The 15,816-nt window shown below is 72.5% G+C and carries 9 protein-coding genes and 1 pseudogene; 8 read left to right on the top strand and 2 right to left on the bottom strand.

Annotation, left to right across the window (positions count from 1 at the left end; translation table 11 throughout):
* The first annotated feature begins 36 nt into the window (after positions 1 to 36).
* Positions 37 to 3,810, top strand: coding sequence for an ATP-binding cassette domain-containing protein (locus ACFHWY_RS04705; protein WP_416578837.1), 3,774 nt, complete (start codon positions 37 to 39; stop codon positions 3,808 to 3,810).
* A gap of 60 nt (positions 3,811 to 3,870) precedes the next feature.
* Here the strand turns inward: ACFHWY_RS04705 and ACFHWY_RS04700 are convergent, their stop codons facing one another.
* Both ACFHWY_RS04700 and ACFHWY_RS04695 read right to left on the bottom strand, forming a co-directional pair.
* Positions 3,871 to 4,596: a DUF998 domain-containing protein gene (locus tag ACFHWY_RS04700; protein WP_416578836.1), complete on the bottom strand. Its 726-nt coding sequence runs from the start codon at positions 4,594 to 4,596 to the stop codon at positions 3,871 to 3,873.
* Positions 4,589 to 4,900 carry a hypothetical protein gene (locus ACFHWY_RS04695; protein ID WP_416578835.1) on the bottom strand — a complete coding sequence of 104 codons (312 nt, stop codon included), beginning with the start codon at positions 4,898 to 4,900 and terminating at the stop codon, positions 4,589 to 4,591. The genes ACFHWY_RS04700 and ACFHWY_RS04695 overlap by 8 nt, the downstream gene beginning before the upstream one ends.
* Positions 4,901 to 5,006: 106 nt before the next feature.
* Between ACFHWY_RS04695 and pcaF the strand changes: the two genes are divergently transcribed.
* The 7 genes and pseudogenes from pcaF to ACFHWY_RS04660 all read left to right on the top strand — a co-directional run bounded on the left by pcaF (position 5,007) and on the right by ACFHWY_RS04660 (position 15,814).
* Entirely contained in the window at positions 5,007 to 6,209 is a 1,203-nt protein-coding gene (gene pcaF / locus ACFHWY_RS04690; protein ID WP_416578834.1) for a 3-oxoadipyl-CoA thiolase, read from the top strand.
* Between the two features lie 128 nt (positions 6,210 to 6,337).
* The gene (locus ACFHWY_RS04685; RefSeq protein WP_416578833.1) at positions 6,338 to 7,156 is read left to right on the top strand and encodes an SAM-dependent methyltransferase; all 819 of its coding nucleotides are present in this window, start codon (positions 6,338 to 6,340) and stop codon (positions 7,154 to 7,156) included.
* A 4-nt stretch (positions 7,157 to 7,160) separates the two neighbouring features.
* Positions 7,161 to 9,317, top strand: a complete 2,157-nt coding sequence (locus ACFHWY_RS04680; protein ID WP_416578832.1) for a putative bifunctional diguanylate cyclase/phosphodiesterase — start codon at positions 7,161 to 7,163, stop codon at positions 9,315 to 9,317.
* A 19-nt stretch (positions 9,318 to 9,336) separates the two neighbouring features.
* The gene (locus ACFHWY_RS04675; RefSeq protein WP_416578831.1) at positions 9,337 to 10,701 is read left to right on the top strand and encodes a glutamine synthetase family protein; all 1,365 of its coding nucleotides are present in this window, start codon (positions 9,337 to 9,339) and stop codon (positions 10,699 to 10,701) included.
* A 130-nt stretch (positions 10,702 to 10,831) separates the two neighbouring features.
* Positions 10,832 to 11,170, top strand: a pseudogene (locus tag ACFHWY_RS04670) (aldehyde dehydrogenase family protein); the annotation flags it as partial.
* A 57-nt stretch (positions 11,171 to 11,227) separates the two neighbouring features.
* Complete coding sequence (locus ACFHWY_RS04665; RefSeq protein WP_416578830.1) at positions 11,228 to 11,995, top strand: 3-oxoacyl-ACP reductase; 768 nt, start codon at positions 11,228 to 11,230, stop codon at positions 11,993 to 11,995.
* A 168-nt stretch (positions 11,996 to 12,163) separates the two neighbouring features.
* Entirely contained in the window at positions 12,164 to 15,814 is a 3,651-nt protein-coding gene (locus ACFHWY_RS04660) for a SpoIIE family protein phosphatase (RefSeq protein WP_416578829.1), read from the top strand.
* Positions 15,815 to 15,816: the final 2 nt, after the last annotated feature.

Here is a 15,816-nt window from a genome sequence, read left to right as displayed (position 1 = left end):
CTCGAACCTTCGTCACCAAACCGGAGGAAACGACCCGTGCGCCTGCTCCGTGATCTGTGGGTCACCTCCTCCCGCCGGATGACTCTGGTGCTCGTGCTCATCGTCCTCGGCGGCGTCGGCCAGGCGGCCACCGCCGCGCTCGCCGGGCCGGTGCTGGTGCACCGCTCGGTGGGCTTCTTCGTGGTGCTGTCGGTGGCGCTGGTGGTGGCCGTCGCCAGCGACCTGGTGGTCAGCCTGGTGATGGCCGGGGTGACCGCCGACTGGTCGGCCGACCTGCGTCGCCGGCTGTGCCGGGTGGCGCTGGGTCAACCCGTGCCCACCCTGGAGACCACGCCCGTCGGCGAGATGCTCGACCGGATCGACGGCGACGTGTACGACGTCGCCTCGGGCGTCCGCGGACCGGGGGTGCGGCTGACCCAGGCGTTGGCCGTCGGCCTGCTGTCGACGCTGGTCGCCTTCACCGTCTGGTGGCCGGCCGGGGCCGGCATGCTGCTGCTCGTGATCCTGCTCGCGTTCACCCTGCGGGGGCCCGCCGCGCGGATCGCCCCGGCCCGGATGCACGAGGAGGCGGCCTGGTCGGACCTGGCGGCGGTGATGGAGGAGTCGATTCACGGCCAGGACGACGTGCGCACCAGCCTGGCCCGGCCGTACGTGCTGCGCCTGTATGCCCGCCGGGCGGCCGAGGTGCTGCGCCGCGGCCTGCTGGTGTGGCGGATGTCGGCGCAGGTCAACACCATCGCAGCCGGGGTGGCCCGGGCCGGCGTCGCGGTGGTCGTGCTCGGCGGGGTGTGGGCGTTGAACACCGGCCGGGTCGACGCCGCTCGGATGACCGCGATCTGGCTGCTCGCGCTCGCCCTCGGCATGACCGTCGAACACGTCAGCCGGATGGTGCCGGAGGTGCAGTACGCCCTCGGCGCCTGGGGCCGGGTGCAGCTGCTCCAGAACGCACCGCAGGAACCCGTAGGCGGTGCCGCCCCCGTCGACGCTGATCTGAGCATCCGGGACCTGACCTACCACTATCCGGTGACCGGTCCGGACGTCGCCCGGGGCCCCGCACTGCGCGAGATCGACCTGACCTTCGTCCGGGGCCGCTCGTACGCGCTGGTCGGCCGGACCGGATCGGGCAAGTCGACGCTGGCCAAGGTGCTCACCCGGGCGGTCGACGTACCGCCGGGAACGGTCCTGCTCGGCGAGCGCGACGTGCTCGAACTGGATGTGGAGCGGCTGCGCCAGTGGGTCGCGGTGGTGCCGCAGCGCACCGAGATCCTCGCCGGCACGGTCGCCGAGAACGTGGCGCTGTTCGACCGCGAGCTGCTGGGTGCCGCCGCGCGGGCCCTGGACGAGTTGGGCCTGGCCGGCTGGCTCGCCGAGCTGCCCGCCGGCCTGGACACCCGACTCGGTGAGGGCGGTCACGTGCTCTCGGCCGGCCAGGAGCAGCTGGTCGCCTTCGCCCGGATCCTGGTCCGCGACCCGCACGTGGTGATCCTCGACGAGGCCACGGCGCGGCTGGACCCGGTCACCGAGGTTCGGGTGCAGCAAGCCACCGAACGGCTGCTGCGCGACCGGATCGGCATCGTCATCGCGCACCGGCTGTCGTCGGTGAGCCGGTGTGACGAGGTGGTGGTGCTGGCCGACGGCGCGGTGGTCGAGGCCGCGCCGTTGGCTCTCTCGCGCCGTTTCGCCGAACTCTTCGCCGCCAGCCACGCCGGCGCGCACGACGCCGACGCCGAGCTGCTGGCCGGGTCGGGCGCCGAGCGGATCTGGGACGAACCCGCACTGGTCGGTGCGGCGAACACCTCGGTCGCGGCCGGCGCCTCGGTCGCAACAGGCGTCGTCGACGACGGCGGCCGGGTGCTCGGCTCGACCGGCGACGGCGACCGAACCCGAACGACGGCCGGCCATCAGCGGCCCGCTCCGGGCGGTGTCGAGGCAGGGGCCCCGGCCGAGGACGACCCCGTGCCGATGGTGGGACCCGAGCCGGTCGAGCCGGCCGACGGCCGGGAGCCCGGCGTGCGAGAGGTCGGCGGCCCGAAGCCCGGCGGCCGCACCGCCGGCACCGCAGCCGGCACCGCAGCCGGCACCGCAGCCGGCACCGCAGCCGGCGGTGAGACCAGCGGTGACCGGCGGCCGGCGTCCCGGGCGCGGACCCTGCGTGAGATCGCCCGGCTCTGTCTCAACGACCCCCGCTACGGCGCTGCGGCGGTGGGCATCTTCGCGGTCCTGGCGGTCCTGAGTCTGGACGGACCGGTGCTGTCCTGGCTCTGGGCTGACGTGATCGACGGCACCGGCGACCCCTGGCTGCCGGCCCTGGGCATCGCGGCCGGGCTGATCCTCGCCATCCCCGCGCACTACTGGACCCACCTGTGGTTCCCGGCCTGGTGGGTACGGCAGATGCTGCGGATCAGCGCCCGCCTGGTACACGGCCAGACCGGGCCGCGTCGGGTCAGCCGGCACACCCCGGCCGAGGTGGTGGCCCAGGGCGGGGACACCGAACGGGTGGTGCATCTCGCCGACAACGTGCTGGACCAGACGGTCGGCGTGCTCCTGCTGGTCGCCATGACCCTGATCACCGGCAGCGTGGTGCCGGGGCTGTTCTTCCTCGGCACGATGGTGCTCTCCGGTGTGGTTGCGACGGCCTTCGGTTACCGGCTGGAACGCGCGGCCCGGGACACTGTCGCCGCGCGCGCGGCGTTCGCCACCGCGTTGGTCTCCACCCTGTCGGCGGCCCGGACGGTGAAGCTGGCCGGGGCAACCCGGCCGGTGCTGGCCCACCTGGCCGACCTCGACGCGGTACGCAGCGACCGGCAGCGCCGGGAGATCGCCGTGCAGGTCTGGGCCCGATCCACTCCCTCGCTGGCCAGCGGGCTGTTCCCGATCGGCGTCTGGGCGCTCTTCCTGACCGGCGGGCTCAGCGCCGGGGCGACGCTCGTCGCGGTCGCCACGCTGGGCGCGGCACGCTGGTTCGCCTGGACCACCGCGTCCCTGATCTCCCAGGTGCCGTCGGCGCGGGTGTGGACCCGCCGGACGGCACAGATGACCGGGATCGAGGCGTACTCGGCGAAGCTGCCCGGCGTCGATCTGGCCGCCGGCACGGCCCCGGCCCCGCCGGTGGCGCCACGCACCCCGCTGCGGCGGCTGGACCTGGTCGACTTCGGCGTCCGACACACCGACGGCACCGTTGCCGTACGCGGCGTCGACCTGGCCGTGGAGCGCGGGCAACTGGTGCTGGTCGTCGGCCCGGTGGGCGCGGGAAAGTCCTCGCTGTTACGGGCCCTGGCCGGCATCGCCCCGCACACCGGGCAGCTGACCTGGAACGGTGAGCCGGTCACCGAACCAGAGCTGTTCCTGCGCCCCAACCAGGTCGGCTACGTCGGTCAGCTGCCCCGGGTGCTCTCCGGCACGATCGCCGACAACATCACCCTCGGGCATCGGGTGGACGCCGCGCACGCGGTGACGACCGCCCAGCTGGAGCACGACCTGGCCGGCACCAGCGGCGGGTTGGGCCTGCTCATCGGGCACAAGGGCACCAGGCTGTCCGGCGGGCAGTTGCAGCGCCTGGCGCTGGCCCGGGCGCTGGCACCGCGTACCGAACTGCTGGTGGCCGACGACGTCTCCTCCGCGCTGGACGTCACCACCGAACTCGCCCTGTGGCAGGCCCTGCGCGAAGGCGGCGTCACCGTCGTCGGCTCCACGTCGAAGCGGGCCGCGCTGGTGCGGGCCGACCACGTGGTGGTGCTGGTCGGCGGCACGGTCGCCGCCCAGGGCCCCTGGTGCGACCTGGAGCGGTGCTGGGGGCATCTGGCGGGCTGAACCCGGCCCGGTCGCCCGCTCGCCCGGCTGCCCGTTACCGGGCAGCCGGTGCCACCGTGGTCAGACCGCCGCGTCATCCTCCCCATGGCGCGGGGCCGCCGGGGCAGCGGCGACCTGTGGGTCGCGCACCGCCAGTGCGGTGGGGTCGCGCACCGCCAACACTCCGGCGGTGGCCAGGGCCCAGGCAGCGGCGACCGCCAGCAGCAGCCGCTCCAGCACCGCGACCAGCGGGCTTCGGCCGACCAGCAGCATCGCCAGGCCGACCGCGCCCGCCACGGGCAGGGAGACCGCCGCCGCGACAAAGCCGGTCCGCCTGAGCGGACGTCGCGCCACCGGCGACAAGGCGAACGCCAGCATCGCGAAGACCGCCGCCGCCGACGCGGCGATGCTGGCCGTGCCGTGCACCAGATCCGCCACGGTGGCCCGCTCGAACGGGGGAAGCGGGCAGCCCGCGCTGCACGTCACCGCCCCGGACAGGACCGTGCACAGGCCGGCCGCCAGGAGTAGCGCCACCGCGACCCGCAGCGCCCTGTCGTCGTAGTGCGGCGCGCCGGCCCGTAGCGCGACCGCGAGCAGCAGCAGCGCACCGGCCAGGGCGAACACACCGAACCGGTACGTCCAGGCGTAGCCGCTGTCGGCGACACCGGCCTCACTGACGTACCCGGTCAGGCCCGGTCCCGGGCCGGCGACCACGGCGAGTGTCACCGCGGCCGTACCGGCCAGCACGCAGAGCGCGGCGACCAGCGCGGCGGAGCGCCGCACAGACCGGCGGCCCGGCTCAGCCACGCCCGTGCGGCGTCGTCCAGCCGTGCGGGGCCGCGTCGAAGGGGACCAGCGTGGGGGTGCCCAGCGAGACGGCCTCTCGCAGCCCGAGCAGGTTTCGCACGATCGGCGCCCGGTGCGCCCACGGGCAGGCCCGGCACCGGATCAGCCGGTACCGGCCCGGCTCCAGTGGCCAGCGGTCCTGTTCGTCCGGCCCACCGCCCGGCGGCGAGGTGGAGTGCGGGGTGACCCGCCCGGTGAACCGGTTCGGTTGCCGGACGAACGCGCCGCCGCCGCTGGTCTCCGCGCTGAACTGGGCTGGTGCCATGTCGACAACCTATCCGCACCGGCCGGCGATATCCTGGTCGAACGTGAGTCCCCGTGGACCCGGTGGACCCGCCCGCAGCCGCCTTCTCACCCTCGAAGGAATTCCCATGACCGTGGCATACCTGGTGGCCGGTGTCCGCACCCCGATCGGCCGCTACGCCGGTGCGCTGGCCGGCGTACGCCCCGACGACCTGGCCGCCCACGTCATCCGGGAGCTGGTCGTCCGCCACCCCTCGGTTGACTGGGCCCGCACCGACGATGTGGTGCTCGGCTGCGCCAACCAGGCCGGCGAGGACAACCGCAACGTGGCCCGGATGGCGGCGCTGCTCGGTGGGCTGCCCGAGCAGGTGACCGGCAGCACGGTTAACCGGCTCTGCGGCTCCGGCCTGGACGCGCTCGCCACCGCGGCCCGCGCGATCGTCGCCGGCGAAGCCGACCTGATGGTCGCGGGCGGTGTGGAGAGCATGAGTCGGGCGCCTTTCGTGACGCCGAAGGCGACCGCCGCGTTCTCCCGGTCGGCGCAGGTGTACGACACCACCATCGGCTGGCGGCTGGTGAACCCGTTGATGGAGCGGGGCTGGGGCGTCGACTCGATGCCCGAGACGGCCGAGAACGTGGCCGCCGAGTACGGCGTGGACCGGCCCGCGCAGGACGAGTTCGCGTACCGCTCGCAGCTGCGTGCCGCCAGGGCGCAGGCCGACGGCCGGCTCGCCGAGGAGATCGTGCCGGTGACCGTGCCGGCCGGTCGGCGCGAGACCCGGTTGGTCGAGGCCGACGAACATCCCCGGCAGACCTCGCTGGAGAAGCTCGCCGCGCTGCCCACCCCGTTCTGCGACGGCGGCACGGTGACCGCCGGCAACTCCTCCGGCGTCAACGACGGTGCGGTGGCCCTGCTGGTCGCCTCGGAGTCGGCCGTCGCCGGGTACGGCCTCACCCCGTTGGCCCGGATCGCCGGCGCGGCGTCGGCCGGCGTACCGCCACGGGTGATGGGCATCGGCCCGGTGCCGGCGACCCGCCGGCTGCTCGACCGGCAGGGGCTGGCTCTGGCCGACGTCGACGTCATCGAGTTGAACGAGGCGTTCGCCGCCCAGTCGGTCGCGGTGCTTCGGGAACTGGGCCTGCCCGAGGACGCGGAGCACGTCAACCCGAACGGCGGCGCGATCGCCCTGGGCCACCCGCTCGGCGCCAGTGGCGCCCGGCTGGCGCTCACCGCCGCGCTGGAACTGCGCCGCCGGGGCGGGCGACGGGCCCTGGCCACCATGTGCATCGGCGTCGGGCAGGGCATCGCGCTGCTCCTGGAAGCCGCCTGATCCCGGTCGGACCCCGCCGCCACCGGTCGGAGATCAGAAAAGAGCCATGTGGATCTCCCTCCGGATGATGTATGAGCCTAGAGTGGGCAGCATCACAGGAGCCGCGGCGACGACTTGAGGTGCAACCGGTGCAGCAGCCGAACGGACTTCCCGGCGGGATCGACCTTTCCCGGCCCAGCGCGGCTCGGGTGTACGACTACTTCTTGGGCGGGGCCCACAATTTCGAGATCGACCGGCAGCTGGCCGGGCAGATCGCGGCCATGACACCTGACCTGCCGGCGACCATGCGAGCCGGCCGGGAGTTCCTGCGCCGGGCGGTGCGGGCGCTGCTCGACGCCGGCGTCGAGCAGTTCCTGGACATCGGCTCCGGCATCCCCACCGTCGGCAACGTGCACGAGGTCGCCCAGGCCGCCAACCCGAAGGCCCGGGTGGTGTACGTCGACATCGATCCGGTGGCGGTGGCGCACAGCCGGGATCTGCTCGCCGGCAACGACCTGACCGGCGTCATCCACGCCGACCTGCGCGACCCGGAGCGGATCCTGGTCGAAGCCCGGCGGCTGGGCCTGCTCGACTTCGATCGGCCGGTGGGCATCCTGCTCGCCGGGGTGGTGCACTTCGTCCCGGACGCCGACCGCCCGGGCGACATCCTGGCCACCCTGCGGGCTGCCGCCGCCCCCGGCAGTCACCTGGTCATCTCGCACTCCACCTTCGAGGACCAGCCGCAGGAGATGCTGGACGCGCAGCGGCTGTCGGCACGTACCGCCACCGAGATCACGCTCCGCTCACGCGCCGAGATCACCGGATTCTTCGGTGACTGGACCATCCTGAAGCCGGGCGTGGTGCACATGGAGCTGTGGCGCCCCGACTCGCCGTCCGAGGCGGCGGCCGACGCGCAGCGGTTCGGCGCATTCGGTGGCGTGGCCCGCAACGACCGGCCCGCCGGCTGATCCGATGGCCGCCGTCGGCGCCTACGGTGAAGCCGCCGTCGATCCGGCCGGCGCCCAGCGGTACGCCGCCGACTGGGCCCGGGCGGTACGCCGGCTCGGTTTCGTGCCGCTGAGCGCGGCCGAGACCGAGCGGATGCTGCTCGGGCACAGCGTCCGGCTGGCGCAGCTGCTGCTCTCCGTCGAACCGGTGACTCCGGTGGCCGAGGAGGTCGGGCAGGCCCTGGTGGTGGCGCACCTCACCGAGCCGGCAGTGATCGAGTGGACGGTGCGTACGCTCGGTGATCGGTTCGCCCGGGAAGTCCTCGGTGTCGCGGTCGTACCACCCGGGCTCGCGGAGCGGATCGTGGCGGCGCAGGGCGGCCTGGCGGCCGGCTTCGCCGGGGCGCTGCGCGACCGGACCTTCGTCCAGCAGGAGGGCATCGCCCGCTCCGCCTGGCAGGCCCGGGACGCCGTCGAGGAGGCGCTGCGCGACAGCGAGGCCAGGTTCCGGGCGGTCTTCGGTGGTGCGGCGATCGGCATCGGCATCGCCGGTGTCGACGGGACGATCATCGACGTCAACCAGTCCCTCGCCGACATGCTCGGCTACGCGGTGCAGGAGCTGCGGCAGACAAACGTCGCGACGCTGTTCCATCCCGACGACGCGGCCGGCATGTGGGAGCTGTACCGGGAGCTGATCGAGGGCAAGCACGAGGGGGCCCGCGTCGAGAAACGCTACTACCGCAAGGACGGCAGTGCCGTCTGGACGGACCTGGCGGTCTCCCTGATCCGCCACGACGACGGCCGGCCCCGGTTCACCGTCGCCGTGATCGAGGACATCACCGAGCGGTACGAGATGCAGCAACGGCTGCGTTTCCAGGCGCTACACGACCCGCTGACCGGCCTGCCGAACCGTACGCAGTTCTTCGACACGCTGGATCGCCTGGTGGGCCAGCCCGACGCGTCGGGTCGGGTCGGTGTCTGCTTCCTCGACCTCGACGGGTTCAAGGCGATCAACGACAGTCTGGGTCACGACCTCGGCGACCGGCTGCTCGTGATGATCGCCCGGCGGTTGGCCGACTGCGTGGCCGAACAGGGCTACCTCGTCGCGCGGATGGGTGGCGACGAGTTCGTCGTCCTGGTCGACGGCGTCTCGACGGTGGACGACGTGATCGCCGTGGCGGAGACGGCCCTGGCCGCCGTCTGCGCGCCGGTGTGCGTCGGCAGCCGGCAGCTCGTGGTATCGGCGAGCGTCGGCATCGTCGACTCGGAGCTCGCCGGCCCCAGCTCCTCGGAGCTGATGAAGGCCGCCGACGCCTCGCTCTACTGGGCCAAGGCGGAGGGGCGCGGCCGGTGGGCGGTCTACGACCCGGAGCGCAGCGCCCGCGACAGCGCCCGGTCGGCCCTGGCCGCCGGGCTGCCGGCAGCTCTGGAACGCAGCGAGTTCGTGCTGCACTACCAGCCGATCGTGTCCCTGCTGGACGGCCGGATGACGGCCGTCGAGGCGCTGGTCCGCTGGCAGCATCCGGAGCTGGGGCTGATTGGCCCGGACCGGTTCATCGGGCTCGCCGAGGAGACCGGTCTGATCGTCGGTCTCGGCGAGTGGGTGCTGCGGCAGGCCTGCCAGGACGCCCAACGGTGGCATGCCGAGTTCCCCGCCGCCCAGCTGGTGGTGAGCGTCAACGTGGCCGCCCGTCAGGCCGACGCGCCGGCGATCGTCGACACCGTGGCCGACGCGCTGGCCAGCACCGGCCTTCCAGCGGAACTGCTGCAACTGGAGCTCACCGAGAGCGCGGTGATGGGCTCCGCGGGAGAACCGCTGCGGACGCTGTACCGGCTCGCCGCGCTGGGTGTCCGGCTGGCCGTGGACGACTTCGGCACCGGATACTCGAATCTGGCGTACCTGCGCCGATTGCCGATCACCTGCCTGAAGCTGGCCGGGCCGTTCGTCGAGGGCATCCGGCACAACGAGCCGGACGACGCCGACCATCGTGACGAGCGGATCGTCGACGCCCTGGTACGGCTGGCGCACGCGCTGGAACTCTGGGTGACCGCCGAGGCGGTGGAGACCGAGGCGCAGGCCGAGCGACTGCGGGCGTTACGCTGCGACACCGCACAGGGTCGACTGTTCGCCCCACCGGGCCCGCCGGAGGCGATCGTCGCCCGGCTCCGCGGCCCGAGATGAGGAAGGGGCAGGCTCGCGAATGAAAAAAGTACCGCTCACGCTGGAACAGCTGCGGGTCGCCGTCGCCGAGGGGGAGATCGACACGGTGGCGTTGGCCCTGGTCGACATGCAGGGACGGTTGCAGGGCAAGCGGTTCCACGCCCCCTTCTTCCTCGATCAGGTGGTCGCGCACGGCAGCGAGGGGTGCGACTACCTGCTCGCCGTGGACGTCGACATGAACACCGTCGACGGGTACGCCATGTCGAGCTGGGAACGCGGGTACGGCGACCTCGCCATGAAGCCGGATCTCGGCACCCTGCGCCGGGTGCCGTGGCAGCCCGGCACCGCCCTGCTCCTGGCCGACCTGGAGTGGTTGGGCGGGGGCGGGCCGGTGACCGCGTCGCCCCGGCAGATCCTGCGCCGCCAGTTGGGCCGGCTCGCCGCGCACGGGTTGACGGCGTACGCCGGGACCGAGCTGGAGTTCGTCCTGTTTCGTGACTCGTACGAGCAGGCGTGGCAGCGCGGCTACCGTGAACTCACCCCCGCCAACCAGTACAACGTGGACTACTCGCTGCTCGGCACCGCCCGGGTCGAGCCGCTGCTGCGCCGCATCCGCACCGAGATGGCGGGCGCCGGGCTCACCCCGGAGAGCGCCAAGGGGGAGTGCAACCTCGGCCAGCACGAGATCGCCTTCCGGTACGACGAGGCGGTGGCCTGCGCCGACCATCACGTCATCTACAAGAACGGGGCGAAGGAGATCGCCGCCCAGGAGGGCATGTCGATCACCTTCATGGCCAAGCCGAACGCGCGGGAGGGCAACTCCTGCCACATCCACTTCTCGCTGCGTGACGCCGCCGGCGGCTCGGCGATGCTGGGCGACGGCCCGGCACACCTGAGCGTGACCGGGCAGCGGGTGCTCGCCGGGCTGCTGGCCACGATGCGGGAGCTGAGTCTGCTCTTCGCGCCGAACATCAACTCCTACAAGCGTTACCAGCCGGGCTCGTTCGCGCCGACCGCGCTGCGGTGGGGCACCGACAACCGCACCTGCGCGCTGCGGGTGGTGGGGCACGGGCAGGGGTTGCGGGTGGAGAACCGGGTGCCGGGCGCGGACGTCAATCCGTACCTGGCGATCGCCGCGCTGGTGGCCGGGGCGGTGCACGGTATCGAGAACGAGTTGGAGCTGGCCGCGGAGTGCGACGGCAACGCCTACGACGACGCGGCGGCCGAACGGGTCCCCGGCACCCTCCGCGACGCCCTCACCCTCTGGGAGTCGTCGTCCGTGGCCCGCGACGCCTTCGGTGATGACGTGACCGTCCACTACGCCAACATGGCCCGCGTCGAACTCGCCGCCTTCGACGCCGCCGTCACCGACTGGGAACTGGTCCGTGGCTTCGAGCGCCTCTAACCCGGCCCGCCCATCCCCTCGTCCGCCGGCCCGCCCACCCCGCCCACCATCCCGCCCCCCGATCATGCGGTCGTGGTGCCACGGCTAAATCATCGACGAGCAGCGGAAGGGACGGGATGGGGTGGGGCGGGTGAGTGGGGTTCGTGACCCGGCTAGGGGGGTGGTGTTGCGGGAGGTTGCCGAAAGTTCTGTCGAGGAGGTGGACGAGGCGATCTCGCGGGCGGTGGCGGCGTACGAGCAGTGGCGCAAGGTCGGTGCGGGAGATCGGGCGCGGCTTCTGCGGCGGTTCGCCGCCGTGGTGGACGGGCACCTGGAGGAACTGGCCCGGCTGGAGGTGAGCAACGCCGGACACACCATCGGCAACGCCCGCTGGGAGGCGGGCAACGTACGGGACGTGCTGGACTACTACGCGGGGGCGCCGGAGCGGCTCACCGGCCGGCAGATCCCGGCGCCGGGCGGGCTGGACGTCCGCCCTGCACTCGTTCACTGACGTCAAGAACGTGTTCATCAGCACCGAGGAGTGAGCATGCAGGGACGGTTGCAGGACCGGGTGGCCGTGGTGACCGGGGCGGCCAGCGGCATCGGGTTGGCCACCGTGCGGCGGTTCGCCGCCGAGGGCGCCCGGGTGGTCTGTGTCGACATCGACGCCGAGGCCGGCGCACGGGCCGCCGACGAGGTGGGCGGCAACTTCGTCGCGGCGGACGTGGCCGACGAGACGGCGGTACGTGACCTCTTCGACGGTGTCGTCGAACGGTACGGGCGGGTGGACATCGCGTTCAACAACGCCGGCATCTCCCCGCCGGACGACGACTCGATCCTCGACACGGGGCTGGACGCCTGGGAGCGGGTGCTGCGGGTCAACACCACCAGCGTCTACCTCTGCTGCAAGTATGTGATCGGGCACATGCGCCGGCAGGGCCGGGGTTCGATCATCAACACGGCCTCGTTCGTGGCGCTGATGGGCGCGGCCACGTCGCAGATCGCGTACACCGCGAGCAAGGGTGGTGTGCTGGCGCTGACCCGGGAGTTGGGTGTGCAGTTCGCCCGGGAGGGCATCCGGGTCAACGCCCTGTGCCCCGGGCCGGTGGCCACGCCGTTGCTGCGGGAGCTGTTCGCGGCCGACCCGGAGCGGGCTGCCCGCCGGCTGGTGCACGTGCCGATGGGACGCTTCGGCGAACCGACCGAGATCGCCGCCGCGGTGGCCTTCCTGGCCAGCGACGACGCCTCGTTCATGACCGCCGCCCAGTTCGTTGTCGACGGTGGGATCACCGGCGCGTACGTCACTCCGCTGTGATCCTGGCGACACGGGAAGGTCTACTCGCTGTGGCCGCGATCGGTCGAGCGGCCGGGCCGGGTCCACCAGCGTCCGAACGACGGTTTGCGTTACGGTGCGGATCCGGCTGGGTAGAAGGCGTGTCACGAAAGATGATCAGAAGCGGCGCGGACACGGCCGGGAGGCTGCATGAACTCGGCCCAGGGGGGTGCGGACGGTAGCCATCCGTCCGTGGTGGCCAGCACGACCTCTCCGCTGCTCGCGGCGGCGTTCGACGCCGGCGGCGAGATGGGCTCCCTGCTGCGCGACCACGACTGGTCGGACAACCCACTCGGCACCCCGGACCGCTGGCCCAATACCCTTGGCAATGTCATCAGCACGATGCTTGCCTCCAAGGCGCAGATCGCCATGTTCTGGGGTGCGGAACTGCGCGCCTTCTACAACGACGCCTACCGGCCGACCATCGGCGACAAGCACCCCGCTGTGCTGGGACAGCCCGCCCGGGAGCACTGGGCGGAGACCTGGGACGTGCTCGGGCCGCTGCTGACCGGCGTGATGCGCCACGGCGAGGCGTACCAGGCCCAGGACCGCCACTTCCTGCTCCAACGGCACGGCTTCGTCGAGGACGTGTACTTCGACGTCTCCTACGACCCCATCCGGGACACCGACGGGTCGATCAACGGTGTGCTCTGCATCTGTAGCGAGACCACCGGCCGGGTGCTCGGCGAACGCCGGCTGCGTACCCTGGCCGAACTCGGTTCGGAACTGGCCGACCCGGGCAGCAGTACGGAGCTGGGCCGGGTCGCCGCCGAAGTGCTCGCCCGGCACCGGGCGGACGTGCCGTTCGCGATGCTCTATCTGCGCGAGAGTGACGGGCAACTGCGGCTGGCCGGTAGCAGCGGTGCGGACAGCGCCCCCGTCGATGCGCCCGCCCGACTGGCCGAGGTGGCGACGGCAGGCAGCGGCGAGCTGGTCGCCGCAGCCGACCTGCTCGGAGAGGTGCCGCCCGACACCGCCGACGAGGCGGTGGTGCTGCCGGTGAGCGCGACCAACGACCCCGCCGGGGTGCTGGTGCTGGGGGCGGCCAGGCGGTTGCCGTTCACCGACGAGTACCGGACCTTCTTCGAGCTGGTGGCCGCGCAGATCTCCCGCGCCGTCGGCAAGCAGCGGGCGTACGAGCAGGAGCAGGCCCGGGCCGCCGAGCTGGCCGCCCTGGACCTGGCGAAGACCAACTTCTTCGCGAACGTCAGCCACGAGTTCCGTACCCCGCTGACCCTGGTGCTCGGCCCACTGGAGGACCTGCTCGCCGATCCGGCGCTGCCGGCGGACTACACGCAGCCGCTGACAATGATGCACCGCAACGCGGTACGGCTGCTCAAGCTGGTCAACACGGTGCTCGACTTCTCCCGGCTCGAGTCGGGCCGGCTGGCCGTACACTACGAGCCTACCGACCTGGCCGGCTACACCTCCCGGTTGGCCAGCACGTTTCGCTCGGCCACCGAGCGGGTCGGGCTGCGACTGACGGTGGACTGCCCGCCGTTACCGGAACCGGTCTACGTCGACCAGGACATGTGGGAGAAGATCGTCCTGAACCTGGTGTCGAACGCCCTGAAGTTCACCTTCGACGGCGAGATCACCATTCGGGTCCGGGAGGTCGACGGCGCCGCCCGCCTTGAGGTGTCCGACACCGGCGTGGGGATCATGCCGACGGAACTGCCGCACATCTTCGAGCGGTTCCACCGGGTGCCGGGGGCGCGTTCGCGCAGTCACGAGGGCACCGGGATCGGTCTGGCCCTGGTCCGGGAACTGGTCGAGATGCACGGCGGAGGGGTCGATGCCACCAGCCGGATCGAGGTCGGCAGCATTTTCACGGTCACCGTGCCGTTCGGCTCCGGTCACCTCCCGGCGGACCGGATCGCCGACACCGACGACACCGTCGCACCCGAGTTGCGGCAGGCCGGGCTCTTCGTCGCCGAGACCGAGCAGTGGACCGCCGGTCCCGCCCCTGCGTCGCGTCGCGCCGTCGACCCCGCCCCGGCCGGCCGAATCCTGGTCGTCGACGACAACCATGATCTGCGTGAACACGTTGCCGGGTTGCTGGCCCCCAGGTGGGAGGTGCAAACCGCCACCGATGGTGTCGATGCCCTCCGACTGGCCACCGACACCGCCTTCGACCTGGTGCTGACCGATGTGATGATGCCTCGGCTGGACGGGTTCGGCCTGGTCGCCGCGCTGCGGGCGGACCCGCGCACCCGGTACGTGCCGATCGTGTTGCTCTCTGCCCGTGCCGGCTCAGCCGAGGAGGTGGCCGGGCTGTCGGCCGGTGCCGACGACTACCTGACCAAGCCCTTCTCCGGGCAGGAGTTGATCGCCCGGGTTCGCGCCAACATGGAGCTCGGCCAGCTGCGCAACCAGCTCATCCGTAGGTTGCGGGCCCTCGCCGACGCGGCGGTCGCGGTCAACACCGCCCGCTCCACGTCGGGCGTGCTCCAGGTCGCCGCCCAGCACGCCCTCAGCCTCGCCGAGGCCGTCCGGGTCGTGGTGTCCGCTGGCGAGGTCCACTACGAGGCCGACGCCGGCGGCTCCACCTCGGTTGAGCCGTCCTTCGTCCTGCCGCTGACCGGCGTGGCGGACCAGCGGCTCGGCGAGTTGCGGGTGTGGCGTCCGGTGGCCGAGGGTGCCGGCACCGAGGAGGCTGCGCTGACCCAGCTCGCCCGGCTGGTGGGCGTGCGGCTGGAGAACGCCCAGCTCTACGAGGCCGAGCACCGCATCGCCACCACCCTGCAGCACAGTCTGCTGCCCCGCAGCCTGCCCCAGCTGCCCGGAGCGGTGGTCGCCAGCCGCTACCTGCCCGGCAGCGCGGACGTCGAGGTGGGCGGCGACTGGTACGACGTGATTGCCCGGGACGACGACGAACTAGTGCTGATCATCGGAGACGTGGTCGGCAAGGGGGTGCCGGCGGCGGCAGCCATGGGGCAGCTGCGTAACGCGCTGCGCGCGTACGTGCTGGAGGGTTTCGATCCGGGCGAATCGTTGACCCGGCTCAACCGGTTGGTGGGATCGGTCGAGTCACGTTCCTTCGCGACGGTCTTCTGCCTCTGGTTCAGCCCGCGCCAGGGGCGGCTGCGGTACGCCAGCGCGGGACACCCGTCTCCGCTGGTGGTCCGCGGCGACGATGTGGCGTTCCTGCATGACCGCGCGCTCGGGCCGCCCGTCGGGGCCATCCCCGGCACAGGGTACGAGACGGTCTCCGGTGAGCTGTGTGCCGGTGACCGTTTGCTGCTCTACACCGATGGCCTGATCGAGGACCGGCAGCTCGGCATCGACGCCTCCCTGGCCCAGCTTCGCGCCGACGCCTCGCGGCCCGCAGACCACGTCGCGGATCTGGTCGACGCGGTGGTGGAGCGGGTCGTCGACCGGCCCCGGCGCGACGACGTGGCGGTGCTTGCGCTGGAGGCGGCCGAACTCAACCGGTTCGCGCTGCGGCTGCCCGCCGATCCGGCCCGGCTGAGCCTGCTGCGCAAGCGGCTGGAGGACTTCCTGCTCGCGCACGGGGTCGGTGAGACGGACCGGTTCGACCTCACCGTGGTGGTCTCCGAGGCGGCCGCGAACGCCATCGAGCATCCCGTCGACCCGGCGGAGCCGACGATCGACATCGAGGTGAAGGTGGAGGGCCGCACGGTGGTGGCGGCCGTGCGGGACAGCGGGCGGTGGCGTCAATCGGTCGAGTCGGGCTTCCGGGGCCGCGGGCTGTCGCTGATCCGGGCACTCGGGGAATTGTCGGTCGACCGGACCCCCGAGGGTACGCAAGTCACCCTGCGTCGGCGGCTGGGCCCGTAGCC

Origin of the sequence: Micromonospora sp. LOL_024 (assembly GCF_048060415.1) — a bacterium.
Classification (GTDB): Bacteria; Actinomycetota; Actinomycetes; order Mycobacteriales; family Micromonosporaceae; genus Micromonospora.
Note: the sequence above shows the minus strand (reverse complement) of the source record. Positions and strands in the feature narration are given on the sequence as shown.